The sequence below is a fragment of the Motilibacter rhizosphaerae genome, from assembly GCF_004216915.1.
Classification (GTDB): domain Bacteria; phylum Actinomycetota; class Actinomycetes; order Motilibacterales; family Motilibacteraceae; genus Motilibacter; species Motilibacter rhizosphaerae.
The window spans coordinates 267,724-291,357 of sequence record NZ_SGXD01000003.1 but is presented as its reverse complement, the minus strand read 5'-3'; the positions used below and the strand labels follow the sequence as shown (position 1 = coordinate 291,357).

The following is a 23,634-nucleotide window of genomic DNA, read 5'->3' as shown; positions in this document are numbered from 1 at the left end:
AGATCTGCCTGCCCTACAGCGACTTCTGGTACGCCGCGAACGCCCGCGTCGCGAGCGTCGCCATGACCACGGCCAGCGCGGCGAGCAGCCCGAGCCGGCCCAGGACCGCACCCCAGTCGGTGCCCGCCGACAGCGAGTCCCGTGACGCGACCACCGCCCAGTCGACCGGGTTGACGCGGGCCGCGGCGCGTACCCAGCCGGGGGAGAGGCGCACGTCCATCAGCGCCGACGAGACGAACTGCAGCGGCAGCACGAGGAACTGGCTGATCCCGATGAGCGCCTCCTGCTGGCGCAGCAGCAGGGCCAGGGCGTTCGACAGCGACGCCACGACCACGCTGACGAGGACCGCGGCGACCAGCGTCACGACGGCACCGCTCCACGCGTGCGCGAAACGCGCACCGGTGGCCACCGCCAGCCCGAGCACGACCAGGGTCTGCACGACCGTGACGATCGCCTGGTAGGCGAGGCTCCCGACCATCAGCGCGCCACGGCGTACGGGCGAGGCGAGCAGGCGGTCCATCACCCCGCGCTGCATGTCCTCGATGAACACCGTGCCTGCCCAGCCGCTGGAGAACAGCGCGGTCATCATGACGACGCCGGGCGTGAGGAACTCGAGGTAGGACCCGGAGCCGTGCGCGAAGCCGGGGATGGAGACGACGGGCTTGAACAGCTGCCCGAACAGCAGCAGCCAGATCACCGGCTGCACCAGGGTGAAGGCCGCATAGGCGGGCTGCCGCCGCAGGGTCAGCAGCGCCCGGCCGGTCAGCAGCCGCGAGTGCCCTGACAGCGAGGACCGCTGCGCCGCAGGCACTCCTTCGAGGGCGACGGCGGTCACGCGGCCACCCCCAGCCCGTGCCCCACGTGGTGGAGGTAGACGTCGTCGAGGCTCGGACGCGCGACGCCGAGCGCCACGACCTCGACGCGGCCGGAGTCGAGGGCGGTGAGGACCGCCGGCAGCGCACGGGACCCGTCATCGGCGCGCGCCCTCAGCGAACTGCCGTCGACGGACACCCCCCGCAGACCGGGTACGCGGCCGAGGAGCCCCGCCGCCGTCATGGCGGCCGCAGGGGACGCCAGCGAGACGGTGACGGTGTCGCCGTGCAGGCCGCTCTTCAGCTCGTCGGGCGTCCCCTCGACGACGACGCGGCCGGCGTCCACGAGCGCGAGCCGGTCGGCCAGCGCATCTGCCTCGTCGAGGTAGTGCGTCGTCAGCAGCACGGTCATCCGCTCCTGGGCGCGCATCGCGCGGATCTCCTGCCACAGCGCTGCTCGTGCCTCGGGGTCGAGGCCGGTGGTCGGCTCGTCGACGACGAGCACCTGCGGACGGTGGACCAGCCCGATGGCGACGTCGAGCCGGCGGGCCATGCCGCCGGACCAGCCGCGTACGCGCCGGTGCGCCGCGTCGGCGAGGCCGAACCGCTCGAGCAGCGCGTCGGTGCGTGATCCGGCATCACGGCCGGTCATGCCCTGGATCCTGCCTGCCAGCAGGAGGTTCTCGCGCCCGGTCAGGAGCGGGTCGCTGGAGGAGCGCTGGCCCACCAGCCCGACGGCACGCCGGACGGCGACCGGGTCGCGGGCGACGTCGTGGCCGGCGACCTGCGCGCGTCCGGAGTCGGGCCGGGCGAGCGTGGTGAGGATGCGCACGGCGGTGGACTTCCCGGCGCCGTTGGGGCCGAGCAGGCCGAGCACGCTGCCGGCGGCGACGGTGAGGTCGAGCCCGTCGAGGGCGCGGACGGGCTCCTTCCCCTTGCCGCCGGGGTAGGTCTTGACGAGGGACTCGGCGGTGATCGCCGAGGGTGGTGCGGACACGGGTCCTCCATGGGATGGGGACCGCGGACGTACCCTGGTCGTGCGTCTCGGGGCGGGTCGTCTGCGGTCCGTCGCGGGATCCCCCTGGCCGGTGTTCCAGCACCGGCCAGGGGTCTTGTTCTCTGCGGCTACAGCGGCTTCTGCCGCGGCACGCCGGTCTGCAGGGCTCGGGCCTCCTCCCCGAGGGTGGCGACGGGGTCGCCGAGGATGTCGGCGAAGCTCATGCCGCTCGCGCGCAGCTCGTGCATCCGCCGCCAGCCCGCGGACCCGCCGAGCTCGTCGCTGCGGATCCGCCGGGCGAGGTCGGTGACGAAGGCGAGCTCGGCCTGCAGCATCGCGAGCCGGTAGAGGCTCTCGATGACGAAGAGCTCCGGCAGCCGCATCTCCTGGGTCTCCGCGTGCGCCGCGTCGAGCGCGCGGATCTCGATGCGCAGCCGCTCGCAGCGGCCGTCGAGCAGGCGGGCGACCTCGTCGGGCTCGAGCAGCGGCAGCAGCGAGAGCCCGGCCTCCAGTGAGGTGTAGTCCCGCTGCGGGGTCGAGAGCAGCTCGGCCAGCCAGTCCTCGCACTCGGCCGTGCCGGCGGGGGTGATCTCGTAGACGGTGCGCTCGGGACGCCGGCCGTCGCGCGCGGTCTCCAGCGGGCGGACGAGCCCGTGCTTCGTCAGCGACTCGACGACGGAGTAGAGCGAGCCGTAGTTGAGCTTGATGCTCTGCTCCTTGCCGCGGCTGCGCAGCGTGGTCGAGATCTCGTACGGGTGCATGGGCCGCTCGGTCAGGCAGCTCAGCACGGCGAGCGCGAGGGGGTTCGACACCCGACGACGGGCCACGGCTCCTCCTCCGGCTCGACTACTCGGGATCGAGTATTCGGCGGGGAGGGAGCTTCGTCAAGGTGCTAGTAGCCCAGCCGCTGCGCGATCGGCACGCCCTTGCGGGTACGCGCGTACTCGTAGCCCGCTCCGAGGCAGAACGTCGCCTCGCGCAGCGTGCGCGCGCAGCAGGTGGGGTCGCCGAGCCCGTCGCACCGGCGGCCCGCGGCCTCGTGCACCTCCTCGCTGATCCGGCGCAGCACCCAGAAGGCCCCGACCCTCAGCACCATCGCGGCCGCCTCCGTGGACTCCTCCGGGCCCGGGCTGCTCCTCCCGGCCTCCAGCGAGGCGACCGCCCGGCCGGCGCCGAGGCAGTCGATGACCCAGCGCGCGGGGACGGAGGACCCGCTCGAGCGGAACGACCGGAAGAGCAGGGGCGCGAGCAGGCAGTGGTCGTCGAGGGCGTCCTCGCGCAGCTCGGGGTCGCGCGCGTCGGCCCACGCGCGTTCCCAGAGCGCCTGGTGCTCCGCGGTGTAGCCCACGGGCAGGGAGGCGGCCAGCGCGGCGCGGACGAGCGGGACGCAGCCCGGAGCGGGCTTGCCGAACATCAGGGAGCCCTCACCGCAGGTGACGCTCCTCCCGTCGGTGCACGTGCTGTCGTTGCCTCGGCCAACCGCAGGGGTGGGATCGAGGCCCGGACGGGTGACGGCTAGGCTTCCGGCGTACGTCGGCCGGGGTGCCCCGCGAGGGGCTGAGAGCCATACCCGCCGCACCTGATCCGGATCATGCCGGCGCAGGGAGACCGACGGAGGGGAGATCCATGGCTGCCGTTCCCGACCTGTTGACCGCTGTCCGCGAGCAGGGTCCGCTCGTCCAGTGCATCACCAACTACGTCGCGATGGACCTGGCCGCGAACGCGCTGCTCGCGGTCGGAGCCTCGCCCGCGATGGTGTCCGACCCGGCGGAGTCGGCCGAGTTCGCGGGCATCGCCGCGGCGCTCACGGTCAACACCGGGACCCCCTCGCCCCGCTGGGTCGAGGGCATGCAGGTCGCGGCCGACGCCGCGGTCGCCGCCGGGCGTCCGTGGGTCCTCGACCCGGTGGCGGTCGGCGCGACCGCGCTGCGCAACGAGATCTGCACCGACCTGCTGGCCCGTCGGCCCTCCGTCGTCCGCGGCAACGCGAGCGAGGTGCTCGCGCTCGCGGGCCTCGCCGGCGTCGCGAGCAGCGGCGGGCAGGGCAGGGGAGTGGACGCCGGGGACAGCGTCGACGCCGCGCTCGAGGCGGCCCGCGGCCTCGCCGTACGCAGCGGCGCGGTCGTCGTCGTGACCGGCCCCACCGACCTCGTGACCGACGGGGAGCGGCTGGTCCGCATCACCGGCGGCTCGCCGCTGATGGCGCGGATCACCGCCACCGGGTGCGCGCTCACGGCCGTCACCGGCGCGTACGCCGCGGTGGGCGGTGCGTTCGACGGCGCCGTCGCCGCCTGCGCGGTCTTCGCCGCAGCGGGAGGCAGGGCGGCCCAGGGCGTCCGCGGGCCGGGCTCGCTGCGCGTGGCCCTGCTCGACGAGCTCCACCTGCTGGACCAGGACTCCTTCACCGGCGTCGAGATCGAGGAGGTCGCATGAGCGACGCGTACCGGCTCTACCTCGTCACCGACCCCCGGCTCGGGGGCGACCGGCCGCTCGAGCAGATCGTCGAGGCCGCGGTCGCGGGCGGCGTCACCCTCGTGCAGCTGCGCGACAAGGACGCCGAGCCCGCGGCGGTCGAGCGGAGGGCCCGCTCCCTGCTCCGCCTGCTCGACGGGACAGGGGTCCCGCTGCTCGTCAACGACCACCTCTCCGTCGCGCAGACCCTGGGGATCGGCCTGCACGTCGGCAGTTCCGACTCCCCGCCGGACCTCGCGCGCACGCTGCTCGGCCCCGACGTGCTCATCGGTGCGAGCCTCGGCGGCGGTCGGGCGATGCCCGAGGCGCACTGGGAGGCCCTGAGCTACGCGGCGGTCGGCCCGGTGTGGGCCACGCAGACCAAGCGGGACACCGGTCCGGCTGTCGGCACCGAGGCGGTCGAGCGCGTGACCGGCAGCCTCGCCCTGCCCGTCGTCGCCATCGGCGGGATCACGCCGGCGCGGGCCAGGAGTGCCGTGCTGGCAGGCGCCGCCGGAGTAGCGGTGGTGTCGGACATCGTCGCCGCGGCCGACCCCGCAGCAGCTGCTCGCGAGCTGCGCGAGGCGGTCGACGCCGCGCTCGCGGAGCGCGGGTGAGCGCGCCGGTCGCGCTCAGCGTCGCCGGCTCCGACCCCTCGGGCGGCGCCGGGATGCAGGCCGACCTCAAGGCGTTCTCGGCGATGGGCGCGTACGCCGCGGCCGTGGTCACCGCGCTGACCGCGCAGAACACCCTCGGAGTGCAGGGGATCTTCCCGGTCCCCGCGGAGTTCGTGCAGCAGCAGCTGGACTCCGTGCTCTCCGACCTCGACGTCGCCGTGCTCAAGACCGGGATGCTCGGCAGCCCCGAAGTCGTCGAGGTCGTGGCGGAGGCGGTCGCGCGCCACGACGTGCCCGTGCTGGTGGTCGACCCGGTGATGGTCGCGACGAGCGGGGACCGGCTGGTGAGCGAGGAGACGGTCGACGCCGTGCGCGAGCTGCTCCTCCCGCACGCGACGCTGGTCACGCCGAACCTCCCCGAGGCCGCGACGCTGCTCGGCTGGACGGAGGTGACCGAGGCGCGGATGCCCGAGGCCGCCGAGGCCCTGCGCCGCAGCGGAGCCGGAGCCGTGCTGGTCAAGGGCGGGCACCTCGTCGGGGACACGAGCACGGACGTGCTGGTGGACGACGACGGCGCGCTGGCCGTGGCGGCCCAGCGGGTCGACACGGCGAACACGCACGGCACCGGGTGCACCCTCGCCTCGGCGGTCGCGGCGCTCCTCGCGCAGGGGGTGCCGCTGCGCGACGCGGTCCAGGAGGCGAAGGCGTACCTCACGCGGGCGATCGCGGCCGCCGACGGGCTCGGCGTGGGGCACGGTCACGGGCCGGTCCACCACTTCGTCGACTGGTGGGAGCCCTCCCGCGGCCGTCGCTAGAGTGGCCGCCGACCGTCCAGCGAGGCACCGTCCCCCTCACCCGAGGAGCTCACCCTTGAGCAAGCCCGTCGTCCTCATCGCCGAAGAGCTGTCGCCCGCCACCCTCGAGGCCCTCGGGCCGGACTTCGAGACCCGCTCCTGCAACGGCGCCGACCGCGGCGAGCTGCTCGAGGCCATCAAGGACGTCGACGCGATCCTCGTCCGTAGCGCCACCAAGGTCGACGCCGAGGCCATCGCCGCCGCCAAGAACCTCAAGGTGATCGCCCGCGCGGGCGTCGGCCTCGACAACGTCGACGTGCCCGCCGCGACGCAGGCCGGCGTGATGGTCGTCAACGCGCCGACCTCCAACATCGTCAGCGCCGCCGAGCTCGCGATCGCCCTGCTCCTCTCGGTCGCGCGCAAGATCCCCGCCGCGCACGGGAGCCTCAAGGCCGGGGAGTGGAAGCGCTCGAAGTTCACGGGCGCCGAGCTGTTCGAGAAGACCGTGGGCGTCGTCGGTCTCGGCCGCATCGGCGTGCTCGTCGCGCAGCGGCTGAGCGGCTTCGGGATGAAGGTCCTGGCCTACGACCCGTACGTCCAGGCCGGCCGCGCCGCGCAGATCGGCGCCCGCCTCGTTCCCCTCGACGAGCTGCTGGCCGAGGCGGACTTCATCACGATCCACCTGCCCAAGACCCCCGAGACCGTCGGCCTCATCGGCGAGGAGGCGCTGCGCAAGGTCAAGCCGAGCGTGCGCATCGTCAACGCCGCGCGCGGCGGGATCATCGACGAGAAGGCGCTCTACGACGCCATCGTCGACGGCCGCGTCGCCGGTGCCGGCATCGACGTGTGGGCGAAGGAGCCCACGACCGACTCGCCGCTCATGACCCTCGAGCAGGTCGTCGGCGTCCCGCACCTCGGTGCCTCGACCGACGAGGCCCAGGAGCGCGCGGGCATCGCGGTCGCGAAGTCGGTGCGCCTGGCGCTCGCCGGCGAGCTCGTGCCCGACGCGGTCAACGTGCAGGGCGGGGTCATCGCGGAGGACGTGCGCCCCGGCATCCCGCTGACCGAGAAGCTCGGCCGGATCCTCTCCGGGCTCACGGGTGCGGTGCCGCAGTCGCTCGACGTCGAGATCCGTGGTGAGATCGCCGAGCAGGACGTGCGCGTGCTCGAGCTCGCGGCGCTGCGCGGGCTGTTCGCCGACGTCGTGGAGGAGGCCGTGACGTACGTCAACGCTCCGGTCCTCGCGAAGGAGCGTGGCCTGGAGACGCGGCTCGTCACCGAGCGCACCAGCCCGGACTACCGCAACCTCGTGACGCTGCGGGCGACGGCGGCCGACGGGACGCAGACCAGCGTCTCCGGCACGCTGACCGGCCCGAAGCAGGTCGAGAAGATCGTGGCCGTCGACGGTCTCGACGTCGAGGTCGTGCCCACGGACCACATGCTGTTCCTCCGCTACGAGGACCGGCCCGGCATGGTCGGCGTCATCGGCAAGCACCTCGGCGAGGCCGGGGTCAACATCGCCGGCATGCAGGTGGCGCGCGCGGCGCAGGGCGGGGAGGCGCTCGTCGCCCTCACCGTCGACAGCGCGGTCCCGGCGAAGGTGCTCGAGGGCATCGTCAGCGAGATCGGCGCCACCTCGGGCCGCGTCGTCGACCTGGATTGAGGACGTCGCCCAGGGGCGGCGCGGCACGCCCGCGCCGCCCCTCGCCGCGGGGTGAGCGCTGATGCTCTACCCCCTCGTCCGCGCCGTGCTGACGCTCGCGCGGCTGGTCTACCGCCCGCGCGTCGAGGGCCGGGACAACGTGCCGCTGACGGGTCCGGTGATCCTCGCCAGCAACCACCTGTCGTTCCTCGACAGCATCGTCATCCCGCTGATGGCGCCGCGGGACGTCGCCTTCCTGGCGAAGGCGGAGTACTTCACCGGCCCCGGCAAGGGGGTGTGGTTCACCCGCGCGTTCTTCTCGGCGCTGCAGGCGATCCCCGTGCAGCGGCACGACACGGCGGCGGCCACCCGCTCGCTGCACTCGGCGCTCGAGGTGCTGCAGCAGGGCGGGGCGTTCGGCATCTACCCCGAGGGCACGCGCTCCCGGGACGGCCGGCTCTACAAGGGCCGCGCCGGCGTCGCGTGGCTGGCGCTCGAGTCGGGCGCGCCGGTCGTCCCCGTCGCGGTGCTGCGGACCGACCAGCTGCTGCCGGTGGGCGCGAAGGTCCCGCGGTTCGTCCGCATCACCGTGCGCTTCGGCACCTCGCTGTGCGCCGACGACCTTCCGCCCGGGCTGAGCCCGGCCGAGCTGCGCCGGGCGTTCACGGACCGGGTCATGGACGAGATCGCCGCGCTCTCGGGGCAGCAGCGCGCCGACGCGTACGCCGGTGGGAGCGACGCCGCCGTCTAGCCCCTTCCCCGTGATCATGCACATCCTGGGGCGCCCCTTCCCCGTGATCATGCAGATCCCGGGGGCGCGTCCACCCGTGATCATGCAGATCCCGGGGGCGCGTCACCCGTGATCATGCAGATCATGGAGTCCTTGCGTGAAGCGGCCGTTCCCGCTCCGTCGTGATCATGCAGATCCTAGGGCCCGGGACCTGCATGATCACGACGTACGCGGTGGTGGGCTGCGAGCCGAGCGCCCCCAGGATCTGCATGATCACGAGCCGGAGGAAGCGGAGGATCCCCTACGCCGCGCCCAGGATGTGCATGATCACGGGGAGCGCGGGCGGCGCGAGCGCCGATGCCGGACCCCAGGACGTGCATGATCACGGGAGTGATGGTGGGCCGGATGGCGAGACGGCTGTGCGCATGCTGGACAGCCCGAACTAGGCTGCCTCCCCGTGACGCAGACCTACCGCATCGCGACCATCCCCGGCGACGGCATCGGCCCCGAGGTGGTCGCGCAGGCCACGAAGGTGCTCGACGCGGTCCTCGCGTCGGAGGGGGCGAGCGCGGCATACACGGAGTACGACCTGGGCGCCCGCCGCTACCACGCGACCGGCGAGACGCTGCCGGACAAGGTGCTCGAGGAGCTGCGCGGCGTCGACGCGATCCTGCTCGGTGCGGTCGGCGACCCGAGCGTCCCGAGCGGCGTGCTCGAGCGCGGCCTGCTGCTGCGCCTGCGCTTCGAGCTCGACCACTACGTGAACCTGCGCCCCAGCAAGCTGTTCGAGGGCTCCACCACTCCGCTCGCCGGCAACCCGAGCATCGACTTCGTCGTCGTGCGCGAGGGCACCGAGGGGCCGTACGTCGGCAACGGCGGCGCGATCCGCGTCGGCACGCCGCACGAGGTGGCCAACGAGGTCAGCGTCAACACGGCGTACGGCGTGGAGCGCGTCGTCCGCGACGCCTTCCGCCGGGCCCAGGCCCGCGAGCGCAAGCACCTCACGCTGGTGCACAAGAACAACGTGCTCGTGCACGCCGGCCACCTGTGGTCGCGCACGGTCGCGGCGGTCGCGCCGGAGTTCCCCGACGTCACGACGGACTACCTGCACGTCGATGCCGCCACGATCTTCATGGTGACCAGGCCCGAGCGCTTCGACGTCATCGTCACCGACAACCTCTTCGGCGACATCCTCACCGACCTCGCCGCCGCGGTCACCGGTGGCATCGGCCTCGCGGCCAGCGGCAACGTCAACCCGGACCGTACGGCGCCCAGCATGTTCGAGCCGGTCCACGGCTCCGCGCCCGACATCGCGGGCAAGGGGATCGCCGACCCGACCGCCGCGATCCTGTCGGTCGCGCTGCTGCTCGAGCACCTGGGGCACGCCGACGCCGCCCGCCGGATCGAGGCCGCCGTCGCCGCCGACGTCGCCGAGCGGGGCAGCACCCAGCGCAGCACCGACGAGGTGGGCGCGGCGATCCTCGGCCGGCTGGCCTAGCTGGGCCTACGCGCTGGCGTACCCCACCCGGAGCAGGGCACGATGTCCTCGTGCGGCTGGTGCACTGGGGCCCCAAGCGCGCGCGAGGCACCACCCGGCCGCTGGACGACCATCGGGCCCGAGGGTTCCCCGCGCACCGCGCCCTGCTCGCGCGCACCCTCGTCGCGCCGCTCGCCCCGGGCCGCAAGCCCGACGTCATCTACGTCGCCCTCCACGCCGACGCGGTGACCGAGCGCGCGTGGACCGCCCGCGAGACCCGGGCGCAGGCCGAGCGGGCGGTGGCCGACCTGCTCGCCCACGTCGACGCCGTCACCGGGCTGCCGTGGGCGCTGGAGGCCGACCTGCTGGTGAGCGCCGCCGAGGAGATGGCCATCTACAGCCTGTTCGAGGGCGGGGTGTCGAGCCGGCAGGCGCAGCTCGCCTGGCGCCGGTGGAAGGACGAGCAGCCGTACGGGCCGGTGACCGGCCCGCGCGACGCGGTCACCGAGGCCAAGCGAGCCGCGGTCCGGGAGCGCGTGCTGCGGGCCGAGTGGGCGCAGGCGTGGGCGGTCTGGGCCGCCCGGGCGCGGGTGCGCGGCGACGACCCGCTCGAGCGGGCGCTCCGCTAGGACGCGCCGAGGTGCCGGCGGCTACCGTTGCCCCATGGCCCTCGTCCGCAAGCCCACCAGCAACCCGCTCGGCGCCGCCGAGCGCACCGCCCTGCTCGAGGACCCCGGTTTCGGCCGGGTGTTTACCGACCACATGGTGCACATCCGCTGGGACAGCGCGCAGGGCTGGCACGACGGCGAGCTGGTGCCCTACGGCCCGCTCGCGCTGGACCCGGCCACGGCGGTCTTCCACTACGCGCAGGAGATCTTCGAGGGGCTCAAGGCCTACCGGCAGCCCGACGGCAGCGTCGCGGTGTTCCGCCCGCAGGCCAACGCGGAGCGGCTGCGCCGCAGCGCCCGTCGCATGGCGATGGCCGAGCTGCCCGACGAGCTCTTCCTCGAGTCGGTCGAGGCGCTCGTCCAGCAGGACCTCGACTGGGTGCCGACGAAGGACGGTCAGGCGCTCTACCTCCGCCCGTTCGTCATCGCGACGGAGGTCGGACTCGGCGTGCGGCCGAGCGCGGCGTACTCCTACCTGCTCATCGCCTCGCCGGTCGGCGCGTACTTCCCCCGCGGCGTGCACCCCGTGACGGTCTGGCTGTCGACGGAGTTCACCCGGGCCGCACCCGGCGGCACCGGCGAGGCCAAGACCGGCGGCAACTACGCCGCGTCCCTCATCGCGCAGCAGCAGGCCGCGGCGCAGGGGTGCGACCAGGTCGTCTGGCTCGACGCGGCAGAGCACCGCTGGGTCGAGGAGATGGGCGGCATGAACCTCTGCTTCGTCTACGGCACGGGCTCGGACGCGCGCATCGTCACGCCCGAGCTGACCGGCACACTGCTCCCCGGCATCACCCGCGACAGCCTGCTGACGCTGGCGGGCGACCTCGGCTACGCGGTCGAGGAGCGGCGCATCTCCACCGAGGAGTGGCGCGAGGGCAACGCCTCGGGCGCGATCAGCGAGGTCTTCGCCTGCGGCACCGCGGCGGTCATCACGCCCGTCGGCCAGGTGAAGTCGGCGGCGGGGGAGTGGAGCGTCGGCGACGGCGGTTCCGGGCCGGTGGCCCTGCAGCTGCGCCAGGCGCTGCTCGACATCCAGCACGGCGCGGCGCCCGACCCGCACGGCTGGATGCACCGCATCGGCTGAGCGCTACGCGCGCACCCGCATGAGCACGCCCGCCTTCAGTGCCACGAGACCACTGAGGAGGGCGAGCGTGAGCCCGTTGGCGGCGCAGATCGCGACGTCGCGCTGCAGCACGCCGTAGACCAGCCAGCCGACGACGCCGCTGCCGAACACCAGCAGGTACGGCCAGGAGATGTCCTCCGCGCTGCCCCGCCGCCACGTGCGCAGCAGCTGGGGCAGCCAGGCGCCCGTGGTGAGGGCGCCGGCGAGCAGGCCGAGGGTGGCGAGGGTCATGACGTGCTCTCCCTGGCGACGAGGTGGTGCGGGGCGGGTGCGGTGGGGGTGGCGAGCAGGCCGGCGAGGCGCAGCACGCACTCCCGGCCCTGCTCGGCGAGGTCCTGGTGGACGGTGGTGAGGCTGGGGCCGCTCGTCGCGGCCTCCTCGACGTCGTCGAAGCCGACGACGCCGAGCCGGTCGGGGACGCTGACCCCGCGGTCGCGGGCGGCGGCGAGGACGCCGAGGGCGAGGACGTCGGTCGCCGCCAGCACGGCCGTACGTCGGTCGCCCATCGTGTCGAGCAGCCGCGCAGCGGTCGCGCGGCCCTCGGCGCGGGTGTTGCCGCGGCAGCGGAGGACCTCGGGCTCCACGGGCAGCGCCGCGCGGTAGCCCTGGAGGCGCTCGCGGGCCACGCCCGCGCCCAGCTCCCAGACGAGGACCACGAACCGCTCGTAGCCGAGGCCCACGGCGTGCTCGGCGGCCGCGCGCGCCCCCGCGAGGTTGTCCACGCCGAGGTGCGGGACGCCGGGCAGTGCCGGGCTGCCGAGCGTGACCAGCGGGATGCGCCGGTCGAGGACCGCGGCGAGCCCCGGGTCGTCCTCCTCGAGCGCGAGCGCGACGAACGCGTCGACCGCGCTGTCCATCACGCGGGTGCGCGCGCGGTCTCCCACGGCCTGGACGATCTGCAGCGACAGCTCCTGGGCGGCAGCCTCCTCGGCGAGGCCGCGCATGAACGACGAGGTGCCCGGGTCGGTGAAGGCGTACGGCAGGGCCTCGTTGAGCAGCAGCCCCAGCACGCCGGTCGACCCGCGCCGCAGGGTGCGGCCGACCGCGCTGGGACCGCCGTAGCCGAGCGTGCTGGCGGCGTGCAGCACCCGCTCGCGGGTGGCGGGGGCGACGCGCTCGGGGTAGCCGTACGTGTTGGACACGGTCATGCGCGAGACGCCCGCCTCGCGGGCGACGTCGTCGAGCGTGATCCTGGCCATGCGCTTACTGTATCCATACAACCCACGTCCGTGCAGCCCCTCCCGCGATCGCGCTCGGGCCGCTGTGGCAGACTGGTCGGCATGTCCGCCTCGACGGAGATCATTGGCTAGGCGCGCCGGCTCCCCGCCAGCGCGCAGACCTCTCGCACCCGCGGGGGGTCTTTTGCTTTTCCAGCCCCTGTCGCCCTCAGATCCGAAGGACCCCCATGAGCCCGGTCGACGACTTCCAGGTCTACGACACGACGCTGCGCGACGGCGCGCAGCAGGAGGGCCTCGCGCTCACCGTCGCCGACAAGCTGGCGATCGCGCGGCACCTCGACGACCTCGGCGTCGGCTTCATCGAGGGCGGCTGGCCCGGTGCGAGCCCGAAGGACACGGAGTTCTTCCGCCGTGCGCAGACCGAGCTCGAGCTCCGGCACGCGACGCTCGCGGCCTTCGGCTCGACGCGGAGGGCGGGCGTACGCGCCGCCGACGACCCGCTGGTCGCCGCCCTGCGCGACTCGCAGGCCCCGGTCGTGACGCTCGTCGCGAAGTCCCACGCGCTGCACGTGGAGAAGGCGCTGCGCACCGACCTCGCCGAGGGCTTGGCGATGCTGCGCGACACCGTGACGCACCTGCGCGCGGAGGGACGGCGGGTCTTCGTCGACGCCGAGCACTTCTTCGACGGCTACCGCTACGACCCGCAGTACGCCCTGGAGTTCGTCCGCGTCGCAGCCGAGTCCGGCGCCGAGGTCGTGGCGCTCTGCGACACCAACGGCGGCCTGCTGCCCGACGAGCTGACCGACACGGTGCACGCGGTCCTCCAGGGCAGCGCCGCGAAGCTCGGCATCCACTGCCACAACGACGCCGGCTGCGCGGTCGCGAACACGCTCGCCGCCGTCGAGGCGGGGGCGACGCACGTGCAGGGGACGCTCAACGGCTACGGCGAGCGCACCGGCAACGCCGACCTCGTGACGATCGTGGCCAACCTCGAGCTCAAGAAGCGCATGAAGCTGCTGCAGGGAACGGGGTTGGTGGAGGCGACGCGGGTCGCGCACGCCGTCAGCGAGATCACCAACATCCCGCCGTACGCCCGGCAGCCCTACGTCGGCAGCAGCGCGTTCGCGCACAAGGCCGGCCTGCACGCCAGCGCCATCAAGGTCGACCCCGACCTCTACCAGCACACCGACCCGTCCTACGTCGGCAACGACATGCGCCTGCTCGTCTCCGAGATGGCCGGCCGCGCCAGCGTCGAGCTCAAGGGCCGCGAGCTCGGCTACGACCTGTCGGGCGACCGCGTGCTCGTCACCCGGCTGACCGACCGGGTCAAGGCGATGGAGGCGCAGGGCTACACCTTCGAGGCCGCCGACGCGAGCTTCGAACTGCTGCTGCTCGAGGAGGTGGAGGGCAGGCGCCGCAGCTGGTTCGACGTCGAGTCGTGGCGCGTCGCCGTGGACTCCCGCGGCAACGCGCACTCCGAGGCCGTCGTCGCCGAGGCGACGGTCAAGGTGCACGCCGGGGGAGCGCGGCACGCGGCGATCGGCGAGGGCAACGGCCCCGTCAACGCGCTCGACGCGGGCCTCCGGCAGGCGCTGCGCACCGCGTACCCCGTCCTGGACGGGTTCGAGCTCGTCGACTACAAGGTGCGCATCGTCGACGCCGGCAACGGCACGGGCACGGGCGCGCTGACCCGCGTGCTCATCACGACGAGCGACGAGCGCGGCGAGACCTGGACGACGGTGGGCGTGGGGGCGAACATCATCCAGGCCTCGTGGGAGGCGCTGGTCGACGCGCTGTCGTTCGGGCTGCTGCGCGCGGGGGTCCCGGCGGCGGGCTGACCCCGGCTGGCCTGGCCCCTTTTGCGAACAAGGGCACCCAGTAGCGCTCGGAGTGCGACTAGGTGCCCCCGTTCGCTCGGGCCCGCACCGAACGGGGTGCCCCAGTGCTGCTCCGAGCGGCACTGGGTGCCCCTGTTCCGTCCGCGCGGCCCGCCCCATCGCGCACGCGGCCTTCCGCTGCGCCACCGAGTACGACAGCCTGCTCCCATGAGGAACTCGCTCGTCGTGCCCGCCCTCGTCACCACCGCGCTCGTCGTCGGCAGCGGCGTGGCGGCGGCCACGTCGCGCACCCCCGCGCTCACGAAGGTCTGCGTGAGCACGAAGACCCACGCGGTCACCGCCCCCGTCCGCAACCGCTGCGCGAAGGGCACCACGCTCGAGACGGTCGGCACGAGCGCCAAGCCCGGCCCGAGCGGGCCGGCGGGGCCCGCGGGTCCTGCAGGAGTCCCGGGGCCGCAGGGCGTGCCGGGACCGCAGGGGAGCCGCGGACCGGTCGGCTCGCCCGGGCCCACGGGGTCGCCCGGCCCCAAGGGCGACCCCGGTCTCACGAGCCGGCGCGTCGTCACCCAGCCCGACCCGCTGCCGGCCGGGCAGTCCATCAGCATCAACGCCAACTGCCTCGGCACCAACGAGGTGGCGGTCGGTGGTGGCGGGCAGACCAACGGCCTCGGCACGATCTCGGACTCGTACCCCAACGGTGCGACGACCTGGACCAGCGTCATGAAGAACACCTCGAGCGTGACCATCACGGTGACCGCGTACGCCGTCTGCGTCACCCTCGCCGCCTCCTGAGCGCCGGCGGCCGACGGAGGGACGCGCGCACCGACTAGCCTTCCGGGGTGCGTATCGCGAGGTTCTCCCGTGGCGACGCGGTGTCCTTCGGCGTGATCGACGGCGACCCGGCCCAGCCGGACTCCCTGTCGGTGACGGCGATCGCCGGGCACCCGTTCGCGCCCTTCCAGCTCGCCGGCGAGCCGACCCACCTCTCCGAGGTCCGGCTGCTGGCGCCCGTCCTGCCCAGCAAGGTCGTCGGCGTCGGCAAGAACTACGCCGAGCACGCGCGCGAGATGGGCGGCGAAGCGCCTCCGGTGCCGCCGATCTTCCTCAAGCCGAGCACGTCGGTCATCGGCCCGCAGGAGTCGATCTCGCTGCCGCACGGGCACGGCGAGGTCCACCACGAGGCCGAGCTCGCCATCGTCATCGGGCGGCTCTGCCGCGACGTGCCCGTCGCCCGCGCGCACGAGGTGATCCTCGGGTTCACGTGCGGCAACGACGTGACCGACCGCGACCTGCAGAAGTCCGACGGGCAGTGGGCGCGGGCCAAGGGCGCCGACACGTACTGCCCGCTGGGGCCGTGGATCGACACGACCGTCGATCCCGCGGACCTGCGGATCAGCGCGACCGTCAACGGCGAGGTGCGCCAGGACGGCACCACGGCGGACCTGCTGACAGGGGTCTCCGAACTGGTGGCCCTGGTCTCCGCGGCGTTCACGCTGCTCCCCGGCGACGTCATCCTCACCGGCACTCCTGCCGGCGTCGGCCGCATCGACGAGGGCGACGAGGTGGCGGTGTCCATCGAGGGCATCGGCACGCTGAGCAACAGGGTGGTGGCCCGTGCCTGACAGCCCGATCCGCGTCCGCTTCTGCCCGTCCCCGACGGGCAACCCGCACGTCGGCCTGGTCCGCACCGCGCTGTTCAACTGGGCCTGGGCCCGTCACGTAGGCGGCACCTTCGTCTTCCGCATCGAGGACACCGATGCCGCACGCGACTCCGAGGAGTCGTACGACGCCCTCCTGGACACGTTGCGCTGGCTCGGTCTGGACTGGGACGAGGGCCCCGAGGTCGGCGGCCCGCACGCGCCCTACCGCCAGTCGCAGCGGATGGACCTCTACGCCGACGTCGCGCGCCGGCTGCTCGAGGCAGGGCTCGCGTACGAGTCGTTCTCGACGCCCGAGGAGGTCGAGGCGCGCCGCCGGGCGGCCGGCCAGGACCCGAAGCTCGGCTACGACGGCGCCGACCGCGGGACGAGCGCGGAGCAGGCCGCCGCGTACCGCGCGGAGGGGCGGACCCCCGTCCTGCGCCTGCGGATGCCCGACGAGGACCTCGTCTTCGACGACCTGGTGCGCGGCGAGGTGCGCTTCGCAGCAGGCAGCGTGCCGGACTTCGTCATCGTGCGCGGTGACGGCTCGCCGCTCTACCCGCTGGTCAACCCCGTCGACGACGTGCTCATGGGCATCACCCACGTGCTCCGCGGCGAGGACCTGCTCTCCTCGACGCCTCGCCAGCTCGCGCTCTACCGCGCGCTCGGGCAGATCGGCGTCGGCAGCGGTGAGCCTCCGCTGTTCGGCCACCTGCCCTACGTCATGGGCGAGGGCAACAAGAAGCTCTCCAAGCGCGACCCGCAGTCCGCGATCGGCTACTACCGGGACGCGGGCTTCATCCCCGAGGGGCTGCTGAACTACCTGGCTCTGCTGGGCTGGTCGATCGCCGACGACCACGACGTCTTCTCCCTCGCCGAGATGGTCGAGGCGTTCGACATCAGCCGCGTCAACCCCAACCCCGCGCGCTTCGACCTCAAGAAGTGCGAGGCCATCAACGCGGAGTGGATCCGCCGCCTCGCGCCGGAGGACTTCGCGGTGCGGGCCGCCCGCCAGCTCCAGCTCGACGGGTACGTCGCCGACCCGCCCACTGCTGAGCAGCAGCGGCTCCTCGACGGCGCGACCCCGCTGGTGCAGGAGCGCGTGACGTTGCTGGCGCAGGTCTCCGCGATGACCGGGTTCCTGTTCACCGACGAGGTCGTCGTCGCCGAGGACGCCCGCGGCCAGCTCGACGCTGCCGTGCTCGACGCCGCGGCGTCCGCGCTCGAGGCCCTGGGGGAGTGGGACACTGCGGCGATCGAGGCCGCCCTGCGCGCCGCGCTCGTCGACGGGCTGGGGCTTAAGCCGAAGAACGCCTTCGGCCCCGTACGCGTCGCCGTGACCGGCCGCCGCGTCTCGCCGCCGCTGTTCGAGTCGATGGAGCTGCTCGGCCGGGAGTCCTCGCTGTCCCGGCTGCGCGCCGCGCGCGCCTCGCTCGGCTGATGGCCCGCGTCACGGCGGTCCTGTTCGACGTCGACGACACCCTCGTCGACCACAGCGGGGCCGTCGTCCGCGGCTTCCTCGCCAAGCTCGGCTCGGTGCTCCCCGACCTCGACGCGGAGATCCAGCAGCGCGCCGTCGAGGAGTGGCGGCGGCTGGAGGAGCTGCACTACACGCGCTACCTCGCGGGCGAGCTGACGTGGCAGGGGCAGCGCCGCGAGCGCGTCCGCGACGTCCTGCGCTGGCTCGAGCTGCCCGAGGTGAGCGACGAGCAGCTCGACGCGTGGTTCGAGGGCTACCGGCAGGCGTTCGACGCGACGACGGAGGTCTTCGCCGACACCCTCGAGACCCTCGACGCGCTCGGCGTCCCCACGGGCGTCATCAGCAACAACGAGACGGCCAACCTGCTGGCCAAGCTCTCGCGCGTCGGGCTCGGCGAGCGGTTCGATGTCGTGCTGTGCCCCGCGGAGGGCGGGCTGCCCGCCAAGCCGCACCCGGAGGCCTTCCTCGCCGGCTGCCGGCAGCTGGGGAGCGACCCGGCCACCACCGCGTACGTCGGGGACCGGCTGCGCACCGACGCCGTCGGCGCCCGCGACGCCGGGCTCGTCGGGGTGTGGCTCGACCGGCGCGGCCGGGAGCGCGAGCTGCCCGCGGGTGTCGTCCGGATCGGCGCGCTGCCCGAGCTGCTGGCCCTCGTCGGCTGACCTGCTGGTTCGCATCACCCGGCCGCGTCCGGTACAGTTCTTCCTCGTGGTCAGGGGCGGCCGAGAGGTCGAGCCTGAGCGCATTGGGGTATGGGGTAATTGGCAGCCCGGCTGATTCTGGTTCAGCTAGTCTAGGTTCGAGTCCTGGTACCCCAGCTCCGGGTCGTCGGCACGGGATCTGATCCACGTCGATGTCCAGGCACGGCCCCGTTGTGTAGTGGCCTAGCACGCCGCCCTCTCAAGGCGGTAGCGCGGGTTCGAATCCCGTCGGGGCTACCGAGCGGCCAAGGCCCGCACCTCTGCCGAGGTGCGGGCCTTCGTCGTTCCCGTGGTACGCGCCCGCCCCTGTCGCCGCCCCCTCTCGTGATCATGCACGTCCTGGGGCTCAGGATCTGCATGATCACCGCGACGACAGACTCCCGTGATCATGCACGTCCTGGGCCGCGTGCTGGGGGTTGCGCACCAGAGCCGCGTCCTGCAGCCATGGCCCGAGACCGGGCTCGGAGCTCCAGGATCTGCATGATCACGGCAACCCTTGGAGGTTCGTGATCATGCACGTCCTGGGGCTGACGCCCTGCGACCACGTTCCCCGCGGCCACGTCCGGACGCCCCAGGACCTGCATGCCACGGGGGAGTCAGGACGGGCGGGTCAGCGCCTCGGACAGCCGCGCCGCGGCCGCGAGCAGGGCGGGCGCGTGCAGGCGGCCGGGCTGGCGCGTGAGCCGCTCGATGGGGCCGGAGATGCTCACCGCGGCGACGACCTTCGCGCCGGGACCGCGTACGGGTGCGGAGACCGACGCGACGCCGGCCTCGCGCTCCCCGACCGAGGCCGCCCAGCCCCTGCGGCGGACGGCGGCGAGGTTCGGCGCGGTGAACTTCGCGCCGCGCAGCCCCTTGTGCATCCGCTCGGGCTCCTCCCAGGCCAGCAGCACCTGGGCCGCGGACCCTGCCGCCATGCTCAGCGCCGTACCCACGGGGATGCTGTCGCGCAGGCCGACGGCACGCTCGACCGCAGCGACGCAGACGCGGTTGTCCCCCTGGCGCCGGTAGACCTGCGTGCTCTCCCCGGTCTGCTCCTGCAGCGCGGTCAGCACGGGCCCGGCGACCGCGACCAGCCGGTCCTCGCCCGCCGCTGCCGCGAGCTCGCCGCACCGCGGCCCGAGCACGAACCTGCCCGAGATGTCCCGTGACACCAGCCGGTGGTGCTCCAGTGCGACGGCCAGCCGGTGCGCCGTCGGCCGGGCCAGCCCGGTGGCCGCGACCAGCGCGGCGAGGGTCATCGGACCCGACTCCAGGGCGTTGAGCACCGACGCCGCTTTGTCGAGTACGCCGACTCCGCTACCCTTGTCCATGAAGCAAGATTGCCGTCTCAGGTGACGAGATGGCAAGTCGATGGGACGGAGTCGTCGGTACGGCGCCGACGGCTCGACCGGAAGGAGTGCCGCGATGGGCAAGACGCTGGCGGAGAAGGTCTGGGAGTCGCACGTCGTGCGGAGCGCCGAGGGCGAGCCCGACCTGCTCTACATCGACCTGCACCTGGTGCACGAGGTGACGAGCCCGCAGGCGTTCGACGGGCTCCGGCTCGCCGGGCGCCAGGTGCGCCGGCCCGACCTCACCATCGCCACCGAGGACCACAACGTGCCGACCTTCGGCCCGTCGGTCACCGAGGGGGCGCCCATCGCCGACCTCGTCTCGCGAACGCAGGTCGAGACCCTGCGCCGCAACTGCGAGGAGTTCGGCATCCGCCTGCACCCCATGGGCGACCAGGGCCAGGGCATCGTCCACGTCATCGGCCCGCAGCTGGGCCTCACCCAGCCGGGCGCGACCGTCGTCTGCGGCGACTCCCACACGAGCACCCACGGCGCCTTCGGTGCGCTCGCCTTCGGCATCGGCACCAGCGAGGTCGAGCACGTCCTGGCCACGCAGACCCTGCCGCTCAAGCCGTTCAAGACGATGGCCATCACCGTCGAGGGCGAGCTGCCCGACGGCGTCACGGCGAAGGACATCATCCTCGCGGTCATCGCGAAGATCGGGACCGGCGGGGGCCAGGGCCACGTCCTGGAGTACCGCGGCGAGGCGATCCGCGCGCTCTCCATGGAGGGCCGCATGACCATCTGCAACATGTCGATCGAGGCCGGGGCCCGCGCCGGCATGATCGCCCCCGACGAGACGACCTTCGCCTACCTGCAGGGCCGTCCGCACGCTCCGCAGGGCGCGGACTGGGACGCCGCGGTGGAGAGCTGGCGCCAGCTCGTCACCGACGACGACGCCGTCTTCGACCGCGAGGTCGTGCTGCAGGCCGCGGACCTCGCGCCGTTCGTCACCTGGGGCACCAACCCGGGCCAGGGCCTGCCGCTGTCCGCCAGCGTCCCGGACCCGGCCGACTTCACCGACGAGCAGCAGCGCCAGGCCGCCCAGCGGGCGCTGGACTACATGGGCCTGCAGCCCGGCACCCCGCTGCGCGAGATCGCCGTGGACACGGTGTTCCTCGGCTCGTGCACCAACGGGCGCATCGAGGACCTCCGCGCTGCAGCGCAGGTCCTCGAGGGCCGGCGCGTGGCCGACGGCGTCCGGATGCTGGTCGTCCCGGGGTCGGTCCTCGTCAAGCAGCAGGCCGAGGAGGAGGGGCTGGACCGCGTGTTCTCCGCCGCTGGAGCCGAGTGGCGCGGGGCGGGGTGCTCGATGTGCCTCGCCATGAACCCCGACAAGCTCGCTCCCGGTGAGCGCAGCGCCTCGACGAGCAACCGCAACTTCGAGGGCCGCCAGGGGGCCGGGGGCCGTACGCACCTCGTCTCCCCGCAGGTGGCGGCGGCGACGGCGGTCACCGGGCGACTGGCCGCACCGGCCGACCTCCAGCCGGCGCCCGTCCCCGTCGGCGCCTGAGCGCCCCGCCGAACCCCTCCTCTCCCGCGCTTCCTAGGAGCGAACCGATGCGAGCCTTCACCGTGCACACCGGCACAGCGGTCCCGCTGCGCCGCAGCAACGTCGACACCGACCAGATCATCCCTGCCGTCTTCCTCAAGCGGGTCACGCGCACCGGCTTCGAGGACGCGCTGTTCTCCGCCTGGCGCCAGGACCCCGAGTTCGTCCTCAACGACCCGCGCTTCGCCACGGGCACGGTGCTCGTCGCCGGCCCCGACTTCGGCACCGGCAGCTCGCGCGAGCACGCGGTCTGGGCGCTCAACGACTACGGCTTCCGCGTGGTCATCTCCTCGCGGTTCGCGGACATCTTCCGCGGCAACTCGCTGAAGCAGGGACTCCTCACCGCACAGGTCGACCAGTCCGTCGTCGAGCGGCTGTGGGACATCGTCGAGGCCGACCCCACCACCGAGGTGACGGTCGACCTGCAGGCCAAGCAGATCCGCGCCGGCGAGCTCGTCGCGGACTTCGACGTCGACGACTACGGCCGTTGGCGCCTGCTCGAGGGGCTGGACGACGTCGACCTCACCCTCCGGCACGCCGACGAGATCACGGCCTTCGAGGAGTCCCGCCCCTCGTGGAAGCCGCGCACGCTGCCCGTCCTCGGCTAGCCGTACCCGCTCCGCCGCCTGCCCCGCCCGGCTCCTCCGGGCGGGGCAGCGTCGTCTCCCTGACGATCGGGGATCCGAAAGCGCCTCTCCCGAGGGCCTTTCTCGAGTGGCCAGTCGCACTTCCGGACGCCTTCTCGGGGCGGTTTCCTGCTCTTCCGGGGGCTTTTTCGGCTCATCCGAGCGAGAAACGCCGGTGCGGTCGTTGTGCTCGCGCCGTTTCCGCCCTACCGTCAGCGGGAAACGAGCCATCGGCTCCACATCTCGAGACCACCCCCGGAGGGGAGCAGTGAACAGAGCTCAGTTGATCGAGGAGCTTGCTGGGCGCCTCGACATCAGTCGCCGTGACTCGCAGGCCTACATCGAGGCCGTCGTCGACATCATCCAGCGCTCGCTGGCGAAGGGCGAGAAGGTCGGCATCACCGGCTTCGGCGTCTTCGAGAAGGTCGAGCGTGCCGCCCGTACGGCCCGCAACCCCGCCACGGGTGCGGCCGTCAAGGTGAAGAAGACCTCCATCGCGAAGTTCCGTCCCGGTACGGACCTCAAGGCGATCGTCTCCGGCCAGAAGAAGCTGCCGCGCGCGGCGGCCCCGGCCAAGAAGACGGCCACCAAGGCGACGGCCACGGCGACGAAGACGACCGCCACGAAGGCCGCGGCCACCAAGGCGGCTCCGGCGACGAAGACCACCGCGTCGCGCGCGACCACGGCGGCCACGAAGACGGCCTCCACCAAGGCGACCGCGACGAAGGCGGCGGCCACGAAGGCGCCGGCGACCAAGGCGGCCGCGACCAAGACCGCGGCGACGAAGACGGCTGCGCCCGCGCGTACCACGCGCGCCGCGGCCACCAAGGCGCCCGCCAAGTCGGCGGCTCCGGCCAAGACCGCTGCGACCAAGGCCACCCCGGCCAAGACCGCAGCGCCGGCGAAGAAGGCTCCGGCCAAGCGCGCCGCGAAGAAGGCCTGACCGCGCAGCTCCGCACTCCGGCTCCGGGCCGGGTCGCCCTCGGGCGGCCCGGCCCGAGGTCTGTCTGGAGCCGGGACCCGCGCCCCGGGAGCGCTAGGGCAGCGGGAGCGTGAGAGGCGCTGCTGCCACGGCGATCCCGCGCTCGTCGACCCGCAGCCGCACGCGCTGTCCGCGGGCCAGCCCCGGCAGCTCCCCCTGGGCGCCTGCCGCGAGCTCGACCCGCCGCCCGTCGTCGAGGACGGCGGTTCCGCCTGCTGCGGCGGTGAAGTCCAGCACGGTCCCCTGCAGGACGCTCACGCGGCGCTGGCCAGCAGGGCGCGCGTCGCCGGACCGAGACCCAGGGCGCGTGCGGCCTCGAGGTCCTCGGCGGTGTCGACATCGAGGCGGAGGTCGACCCCCGCCTCCAGCACGTGCGCTCCGTCGGCGAGGTGGGCCGCGCACGACCCCGGCCCGAACGACGGCCTCACGCGCGCGGGGTCCAGCGCGGCCAGCAGCGTCGTGCCCGTGCCGGCAGCGTCGGGCACCACGGCGTACGGCACCTGCTCGGCGGCCAGCAGTGCCCGCTGCAACGAGCTGCCGCGCAGCGCCGGCAGGTCGGCCGTCATCACGCCGACGGGGCCGTCTCCGCAACGGCCGAGGGCGAACGACACCGCCTCGTTGAGCCCGGGCGGGGCGTCCTCCAGGACCTCCACGGCGTCGCCCGCCCACTCGGCCCGGAACGCCGCCACCACCGAGGACGAGGACGTCGTCACGAGCACGGGCACGCCGACGGCGAGCGCCGCCGCGGTGGCGTCGAAGGCGAAGGCCAGTGCGAGGTCGGCGCGCTGCACGCCGACCGGTGGCACGAGGCGCGACTTGGCCGCGCCGAGGTCCTTGACCGGCAGGACCAGCCTCCAGCTGCGCACGCGCGCCATCCTCCCACGCGCCGCGCGGGGCCGTCCGTGCCGACCACTGCGCCCTGGCTGGGAGACTAGGCCCGACGACACCGGGAAGGACCGGGCCCGCGCGCGGGCCCGGCGTCCCGGCTCGAGGAG

At 73.7% G+C, this 23,634-nt stretch carries 25 protein-coding genes, 2 tRNA genes and 1 riboswitch; of the genes, 18 read left to right on the top strand and 9 right to left on the bottom strand.

Annotated elements, in window-relative coordinates; all coding sequences use genetic code 11:
* Positions 1 to 13: 13 nt before the first annotated feature.
* The 4 genes from EV189_RS12150 to EV189_RS12135 all read right to left on the bottom strand — a co-directional run bounded on the left by EV189_RS12150 (position 14) and on the right by EV189_RS12135 (position 3,223).
* Positions 14 to 835 (bottom strand): ABC transporter permease, encoded by an 822-nt coding sequence (locus EV189_RS12150; protein ID WP_231116329.1) that lies wholly within the window; start codon positions 833 to 835, stop codon positions 14 to 16.
* Positions 832 to 1,809: an ATP-binding cassette domain-containing protein gene (locus EV189_RS12145; RefSeq protein WP_130493229.1), complete on the bottom strand. Its 978-nt coding sequence runs from the start codon at positions 1,807 to 1,809 to the stop codon at positions 832 to 834. The genes EV189_RS12150 and EV189_RS12145 overlap by 4 nt, the downstream gene beginning before the upstream one ends.
* Positions 1,810 to 1,937: 128 nt before the next feature.
* Complete coding sequence (locus EV189_RS12140; RefSeq protein ID WP_130493228.1) at positions 1,938 to 2,636, bottom strand: PadR family transcriptional regulator; 699 nt, start codon at positions 2,634 to 2,636, stop codon at positions 1,938 to 1,940.
* A 65-nt stretch (positions 2,637 to 2,701) separates the two neighbouring features.
* A complete protein-coding gene (locus EV189_RS12135) occupies positions 2,702 to 3,223 on the bottom strand; it encodes a hypothetical protein (protein ID WP_130493227.1) in 522 nt (173 codons plus the stop codon).
* A gap of 114 nt (positions 3,224 to 3,337) precedes the next feature.
* Positions 3,338 to 3,433: riboswitch (TPP riboswitch) on the top strand.
* A gap of 2 nt (positions 3,434 to 3,435) precedes the next feature.
* Here EV189_RS12135 and thiM point away from each other — a divergent pair.
* From thiM to EV189_RS12095, 8 genes are all read left to right on the top strand, one after another.
* Positions 3,436 to 4,242, top strand: a complete 807-nt coding sequence (gene thiM, locus EV189_RS12130) for a hydroxyethylthiazole kinase (protein ID WP_130493226.1) — start codon at positions 3,436 to 3,438, stop codon at positions 4,240 to 4,242.
* Entirely contained in the window at positions 4,239 to 4,877 is a 639-nt protein-coding gene (gene thiE / locus EV189_RS12125; RefSeq protein WP_130493225.1) for a thiamine phosphate synthase, read from the top strand. Before thiM ends, thiE begins: the two co-directional genes overlap by 4 nt.
* A complete protein-coding gene (gene thiD, locus EV189_RS12120) occupies positions 4,874 to 5,692 on the top strand; it encodes a bifunctional hydroxymethylpyrimidine kinase/phosphomethylpyrimidine kinase (RefSeq protein WP_130493224.1) in 819 nt (272 codons plus the stop codon). Before thiE ends, thiD begins: the two co-directional genes overlap by 4 nt.
* Before the next feature lie 55 nt (positions 5,693 to 5,747).
* Entirely contained in the window at positions 5,748 to 7,334 is a 1,587-nt protein-coding gene (serA, locus tag EV189_RS12115; protein ID WP_130493223.1) for a phosphoglycerate dehydrogenase, read from the top strand.
* Positions 7,335 to 7,395: 61 nt separating this feature from the next.
* Complete coding sequence (locus EV189_RS12110; protein ID WP_130493222.1) at positions 7,396 to 8,064, top strand: lysophospholipid acyltransferase family protein; 669 nt, start codon at positions 7,396 to 7,398, stop codon at positions 8,062 to 8,064.
* 436 nt (positions 8,065 to 8,500) lie between these two features.
* On the top strand, positions 8,501 to 9,541 hold the full coding sequence (locus EV189_RS12105; protein WP_130493221.1) for a 3-isopropylmalate dehydrogenase: 1,041 nt from the start codon (positions 8,501 to 8,503) through the stop codon (positions 9,539 to 9,541).
* Positions 9,542 to 9,591: 50 nt separating this feature from the next.
* The gene (locus EV189_RS12100) at positions 9,592 to 10,149 is read left to right on the top strand and encodes a hypothetical protein (RefSeq protein WP_130493220.1); all 558 of its coding nucleotides are present in this window, start codon (positions 9,592 to 9,594) and stop codon (positions 10,147 to 10,149) included.
* 34 nt (positions 10,150 to 10,183) lie between these two features.
* A complete protein-coding gene (locus EV189_RS12095) occupies positions 10,184 to 11,272 on the top strand; it encodes a branched-chain amino acid aminotransferase (RefSeq protein WP_130493219.1) in 1,089 nt (362 codons plus the stop codon).
* A gap of 3 nt (positions 11,273 to 11,275) precedes the next feature.
* On the opposite strand, the gene EV189_RS12090 is transcribed toward EV189_RS12095, so the two are convergent.
* Both EV189_RS12090 and EV189_RS12085 read right to left on the bottom strand, forming a co-directional pair.
* Positions 11,276 to 11,542 carry a SemiSWEET family sugar transporter gene (locus EV189_RS12090; protein ID WP_130493218.1) on the bottom strand — a complete coding sequence of 89 codons (267 nt, stop codon included), beginning with the start codon at positions 11,540 to 11,542 and terminating at the stop codon, positions 11,276 to 11,278.
* Positions 11,539 to 12,510 carry a LacI family DNA-binding transcriptional regulator gene (locus EV189_RS12085; RefSeq protein WP_130493217.1) on the bottom strand — a complete coding sequence of 324 codons (972 nt, stop codon included), beginning with the start codon at positions 12,508 to 12,510 and terminating at the stop codon, positions 11,539 to 11,541. Before EV189_RS12085 ends, EV189_RS12090 begins: the two co-directional genes overlap by 4 nt.
* Positions 12,511 to 12,716: 206 nt before the next feature.
* Between EV189_RS12085 and cimA the strand changes: the two genes are divergently transcribed.
* The 7 genes from cimA (at position 12,717) to EV189_RS12050 (ending at position 18,385) form a co-directional block, all read left to right on the top strand.
* Entirely contained in the window at positions 12,717 to 14,327 is a 1,611-nt protein-coding gene (gene cimA, locus EV189_RS12080) for a citramalate synthase (protein ID WP_130493216.1), read from the top strand.
* Between the two features lie 207 nt (positions 14,328 to 14,534).
* Complete coding sequence (locus EV189_RS12075; RefSeq protein ID WP_130493215.1) at positions 14,535 to 15,119, top strand: collagen-like triple helix repeat-containing protein; 585 nt, start codon at positions 14,535 to 14,537, stop codon at positions 15,117 to 15,119.
* Positions 15,120 to 15,166: 47 nt separating this feature from the next.
* Entirely contained in the window at positions 15,167 to 15,949 is a 783-nt protein-coding gene (locus EV189_RS12070; RefSeq protein WP_130493214.1) for a fumarylacetoacetate hydrolase family protein, read from the top strand.
* The gene (gltX, locus tag EV189_RS12065) at positions 15,942 to 17,408 is read left to right on the top strand and encodes a glutamate--tRNA ligase (protein ID WP_130493213.1); all 1,467 of its coding nucleotides are present in this window, start codon (positions 15,942 to 15,944) and stop codon (positions 17,406 to 17,408) included. Before EV189_RS12070 ends, gltX begins: the two co-directional genes overlap by 8 nt.
* Positions 17,408 to 18,109 (top strand): HAD family hydrolase, encoded by a 702-nt coding sequence (locus tag EV189_RS12060; protein WP_130493212.1) that lies wholly within the window; start codon positions 17,408 to 17,410, stop codon positions 18,107 to 18,109. The genes gltX and EV189_RS12060 overlap by 1 nt, the downstream gene beginning before the upstream one ends.
* A gap of 84 nt (positions 18,110 to 18,193) precedes the next feature.
* Positions 18,194 to 18,265 (top strand) — tRNA-Gln (locus tag EV189_RS12055).
* A 47-nt stretch (positions 18,266 to 18,312) separates the two neighbouring features.
* Positions 18,313 to 18,385 (top strand) — tRNA-Glu (locus EV189_RS12050).
* A gap of 359 nt (positions 18,386 to 18,744) precedes the next feature.
* On the opposite strand, the gene EV189_RS12045 is transcribed toward EV189_RS12050, so the two are convergent.
* Complete coding sequence (locus EV189_RS12045; RefSeq protein ID WP_130493211.1) at positions 18,745 to 19,461, bottom strand: IclR family transcriptional regulator; 717 nt, start codon at positions 19,459 to 19,461, stop codon at positions 18,745 to 18,747.
* Positions 19,462 to 19,555: 94 nt separating this feature from the next.
* Here EV189_RS12045 and leuC point away from each other — a divergent pair, with 94 nt between their 5' ends.
* From leuC to EV189_RS12030, 3 genes are all read left to right on the top strand, one after another.
* The gene (gene leuC / locus EV189_RS12040) at positions 19,556 to 20,992 is read left to right on the top strand and encodes a 3-isopropylmalate dehydratase large subunit (protein WP_130493210.1); all 1,437 of its coding nucleotides are present in this window, start codon (positions 19,556 to 19,558) and stop codon (positions 20,990 to 20,992) included.
* Positions 20,993 to 21,039: 47 nt separating this feature from the next.
* Entirely contained in the window at positions 21,040 to 21,639 is a 600-nt protein-coding gene (gene leuD, locus EV189_RS12035) for a 3-isopropylmalate dehydratase small subunit (RefSeq protein ID WP_130493209.1), read from the top strand.
* Between the two features lie 301 nt (positions 21,640 to 21,940).
* On the top strand, positions 21,941 to 22,600 hold the full coding sequence (locus EV189_RS12030; protein ID WP_231116328.1) for an HU family DNA-binding protein: 660 nt from the start codon (positions 21,941 to 21,943) through the stop codon (positions 22,598 to 22,600).
* A 93-nt stretch (positions 22,601 to 22,693) separates the two neighbouring features.
* Here the strand turns inward: EV189_RS12030 and EV189_RS12025 are convergent, their stop codons facing one another.
* Both EV189_RS12025 and cofC read right to left on the bottom strand, forming a co-directional pair.
* Entirely contained in the window at positions 22,694 to 22,897 is a 204-nt protein-coding gene (locus EV189_RS12025) for a hypothetical protein (protein ID WP_130493207.1), read from the bottom strand.
* Entirely contained in the window at positions 22,894 to 23,505 is a 612-nt protein-coding gene (gene cofC, locus EV189_RS12020; protein WP_231116327.1) for a 2-phospho-L-lactate guanylyltransferase, read from the bottom strand. Before cofC ends, EV189_RS12025 begins: the two co-directional genes overlap by 4 nt.
* Positions 23,506 to 23,634: the final 129 nt, after the last annotated feature.

What these genes read in the sequence shown, in the direction of transcription:
- EV189_RS12135 (WP_130493227.1), bottom strand. Translation starts at nt 3,223, where the DNA reads ATGTTCGGCAAGCCCGCTCCGGGCTGCGTCCCGCTCGTCCGCGCCGCG.
- thiM (WP_130493226.1), top strand. Translation starts at nt 3,436, where the DNA reads ATGGCTGCCGTTCCCGACCTGTTGACCGCTGTCCGCGAGCAGGGTCCG.
- thiE (WP_130493225.1), top strand. Translation starts at nt 4,239, where the DNA reads ATGAGCGACGCGTACCGGCTCTACCTCGTCACCGACCCCCGGCTCGGG.
- EV189_RS12110 (WP_130493222.1), top strand. Translation starts at nt 7,396, where the DNA reads ATGCTCTACCCCCTCGTCCGCGCCGTGCTGACGCTCGCGCGGCTGGTC.
- EV189_RS12095 (WP_130493219.1), top strand. Translation starts at nt 10,184, where the DNA reads ATGGCCCTCGTCCGCAAGCCCACCAGCAACCCGCTCGGCGCCGCCGAG.
- EV189_RS12090 (WP_130493218.1), bottom strand. Translation starts at nt 11,542, where the DNA reads ATGACCCTCGCCACCCTCGGCCTGCTCGCCGGCGCCCTCACCACGGGC.
- EV189_RS12085 (WP_130493217.1), bottom strand. Translation starts at nt 12,510, where the DNA reads ATGGCCAGGATCACGCTCGACGACGTCGCCCGCGAGGCGGGCGTCTCG.
- cimA (WP_130493216.1), top strand. Translation starts at nt 12,717, where the DNA reads ATGAGCCCGGTCGACGACTTCCAGGTCTACGACACGACGCTGCGCGAC.
- EV189_RS12075 (WP_130493215.1), top strand. Translation starts at nt 14,535, where the DNA reads ATGAGGAACTCGCTCGTCGTGCCCGCCCTCGTCACCACCGCGCTCGTC.
- EV189_RS12060 (WP_130493212.1), top strand. Translation starts at nt 17,408, where the DNA reads ATGGCCCGCGTCACGGCGGTCCTGTTCGACGTCGACGACACCCTCGTC.
- EV189_RS12045 (WP_130493211.1), bottom strand. Translation starts at nt 19,461, where the DNA reads ATGGACAAGGGTAGCGGAGTCGGCGTACTCGACAAAGCGGCGTCGGTG.
- leuC (WP_130493210.1), top strand. Translation starts at nt 19,556, where the DNA reads ATGGGCAAGACGCTGGCGGAGAAGGTCTGGGAGTCGCACGTCGTGCGG.
- leuD (WP_130493209.1), top strand. Translation starts at nt 21,040, where the DNA reads ATGCGAGCCTTCACCGTGCACACCGGCACAGCGGTCCCGCTGCGCCGC.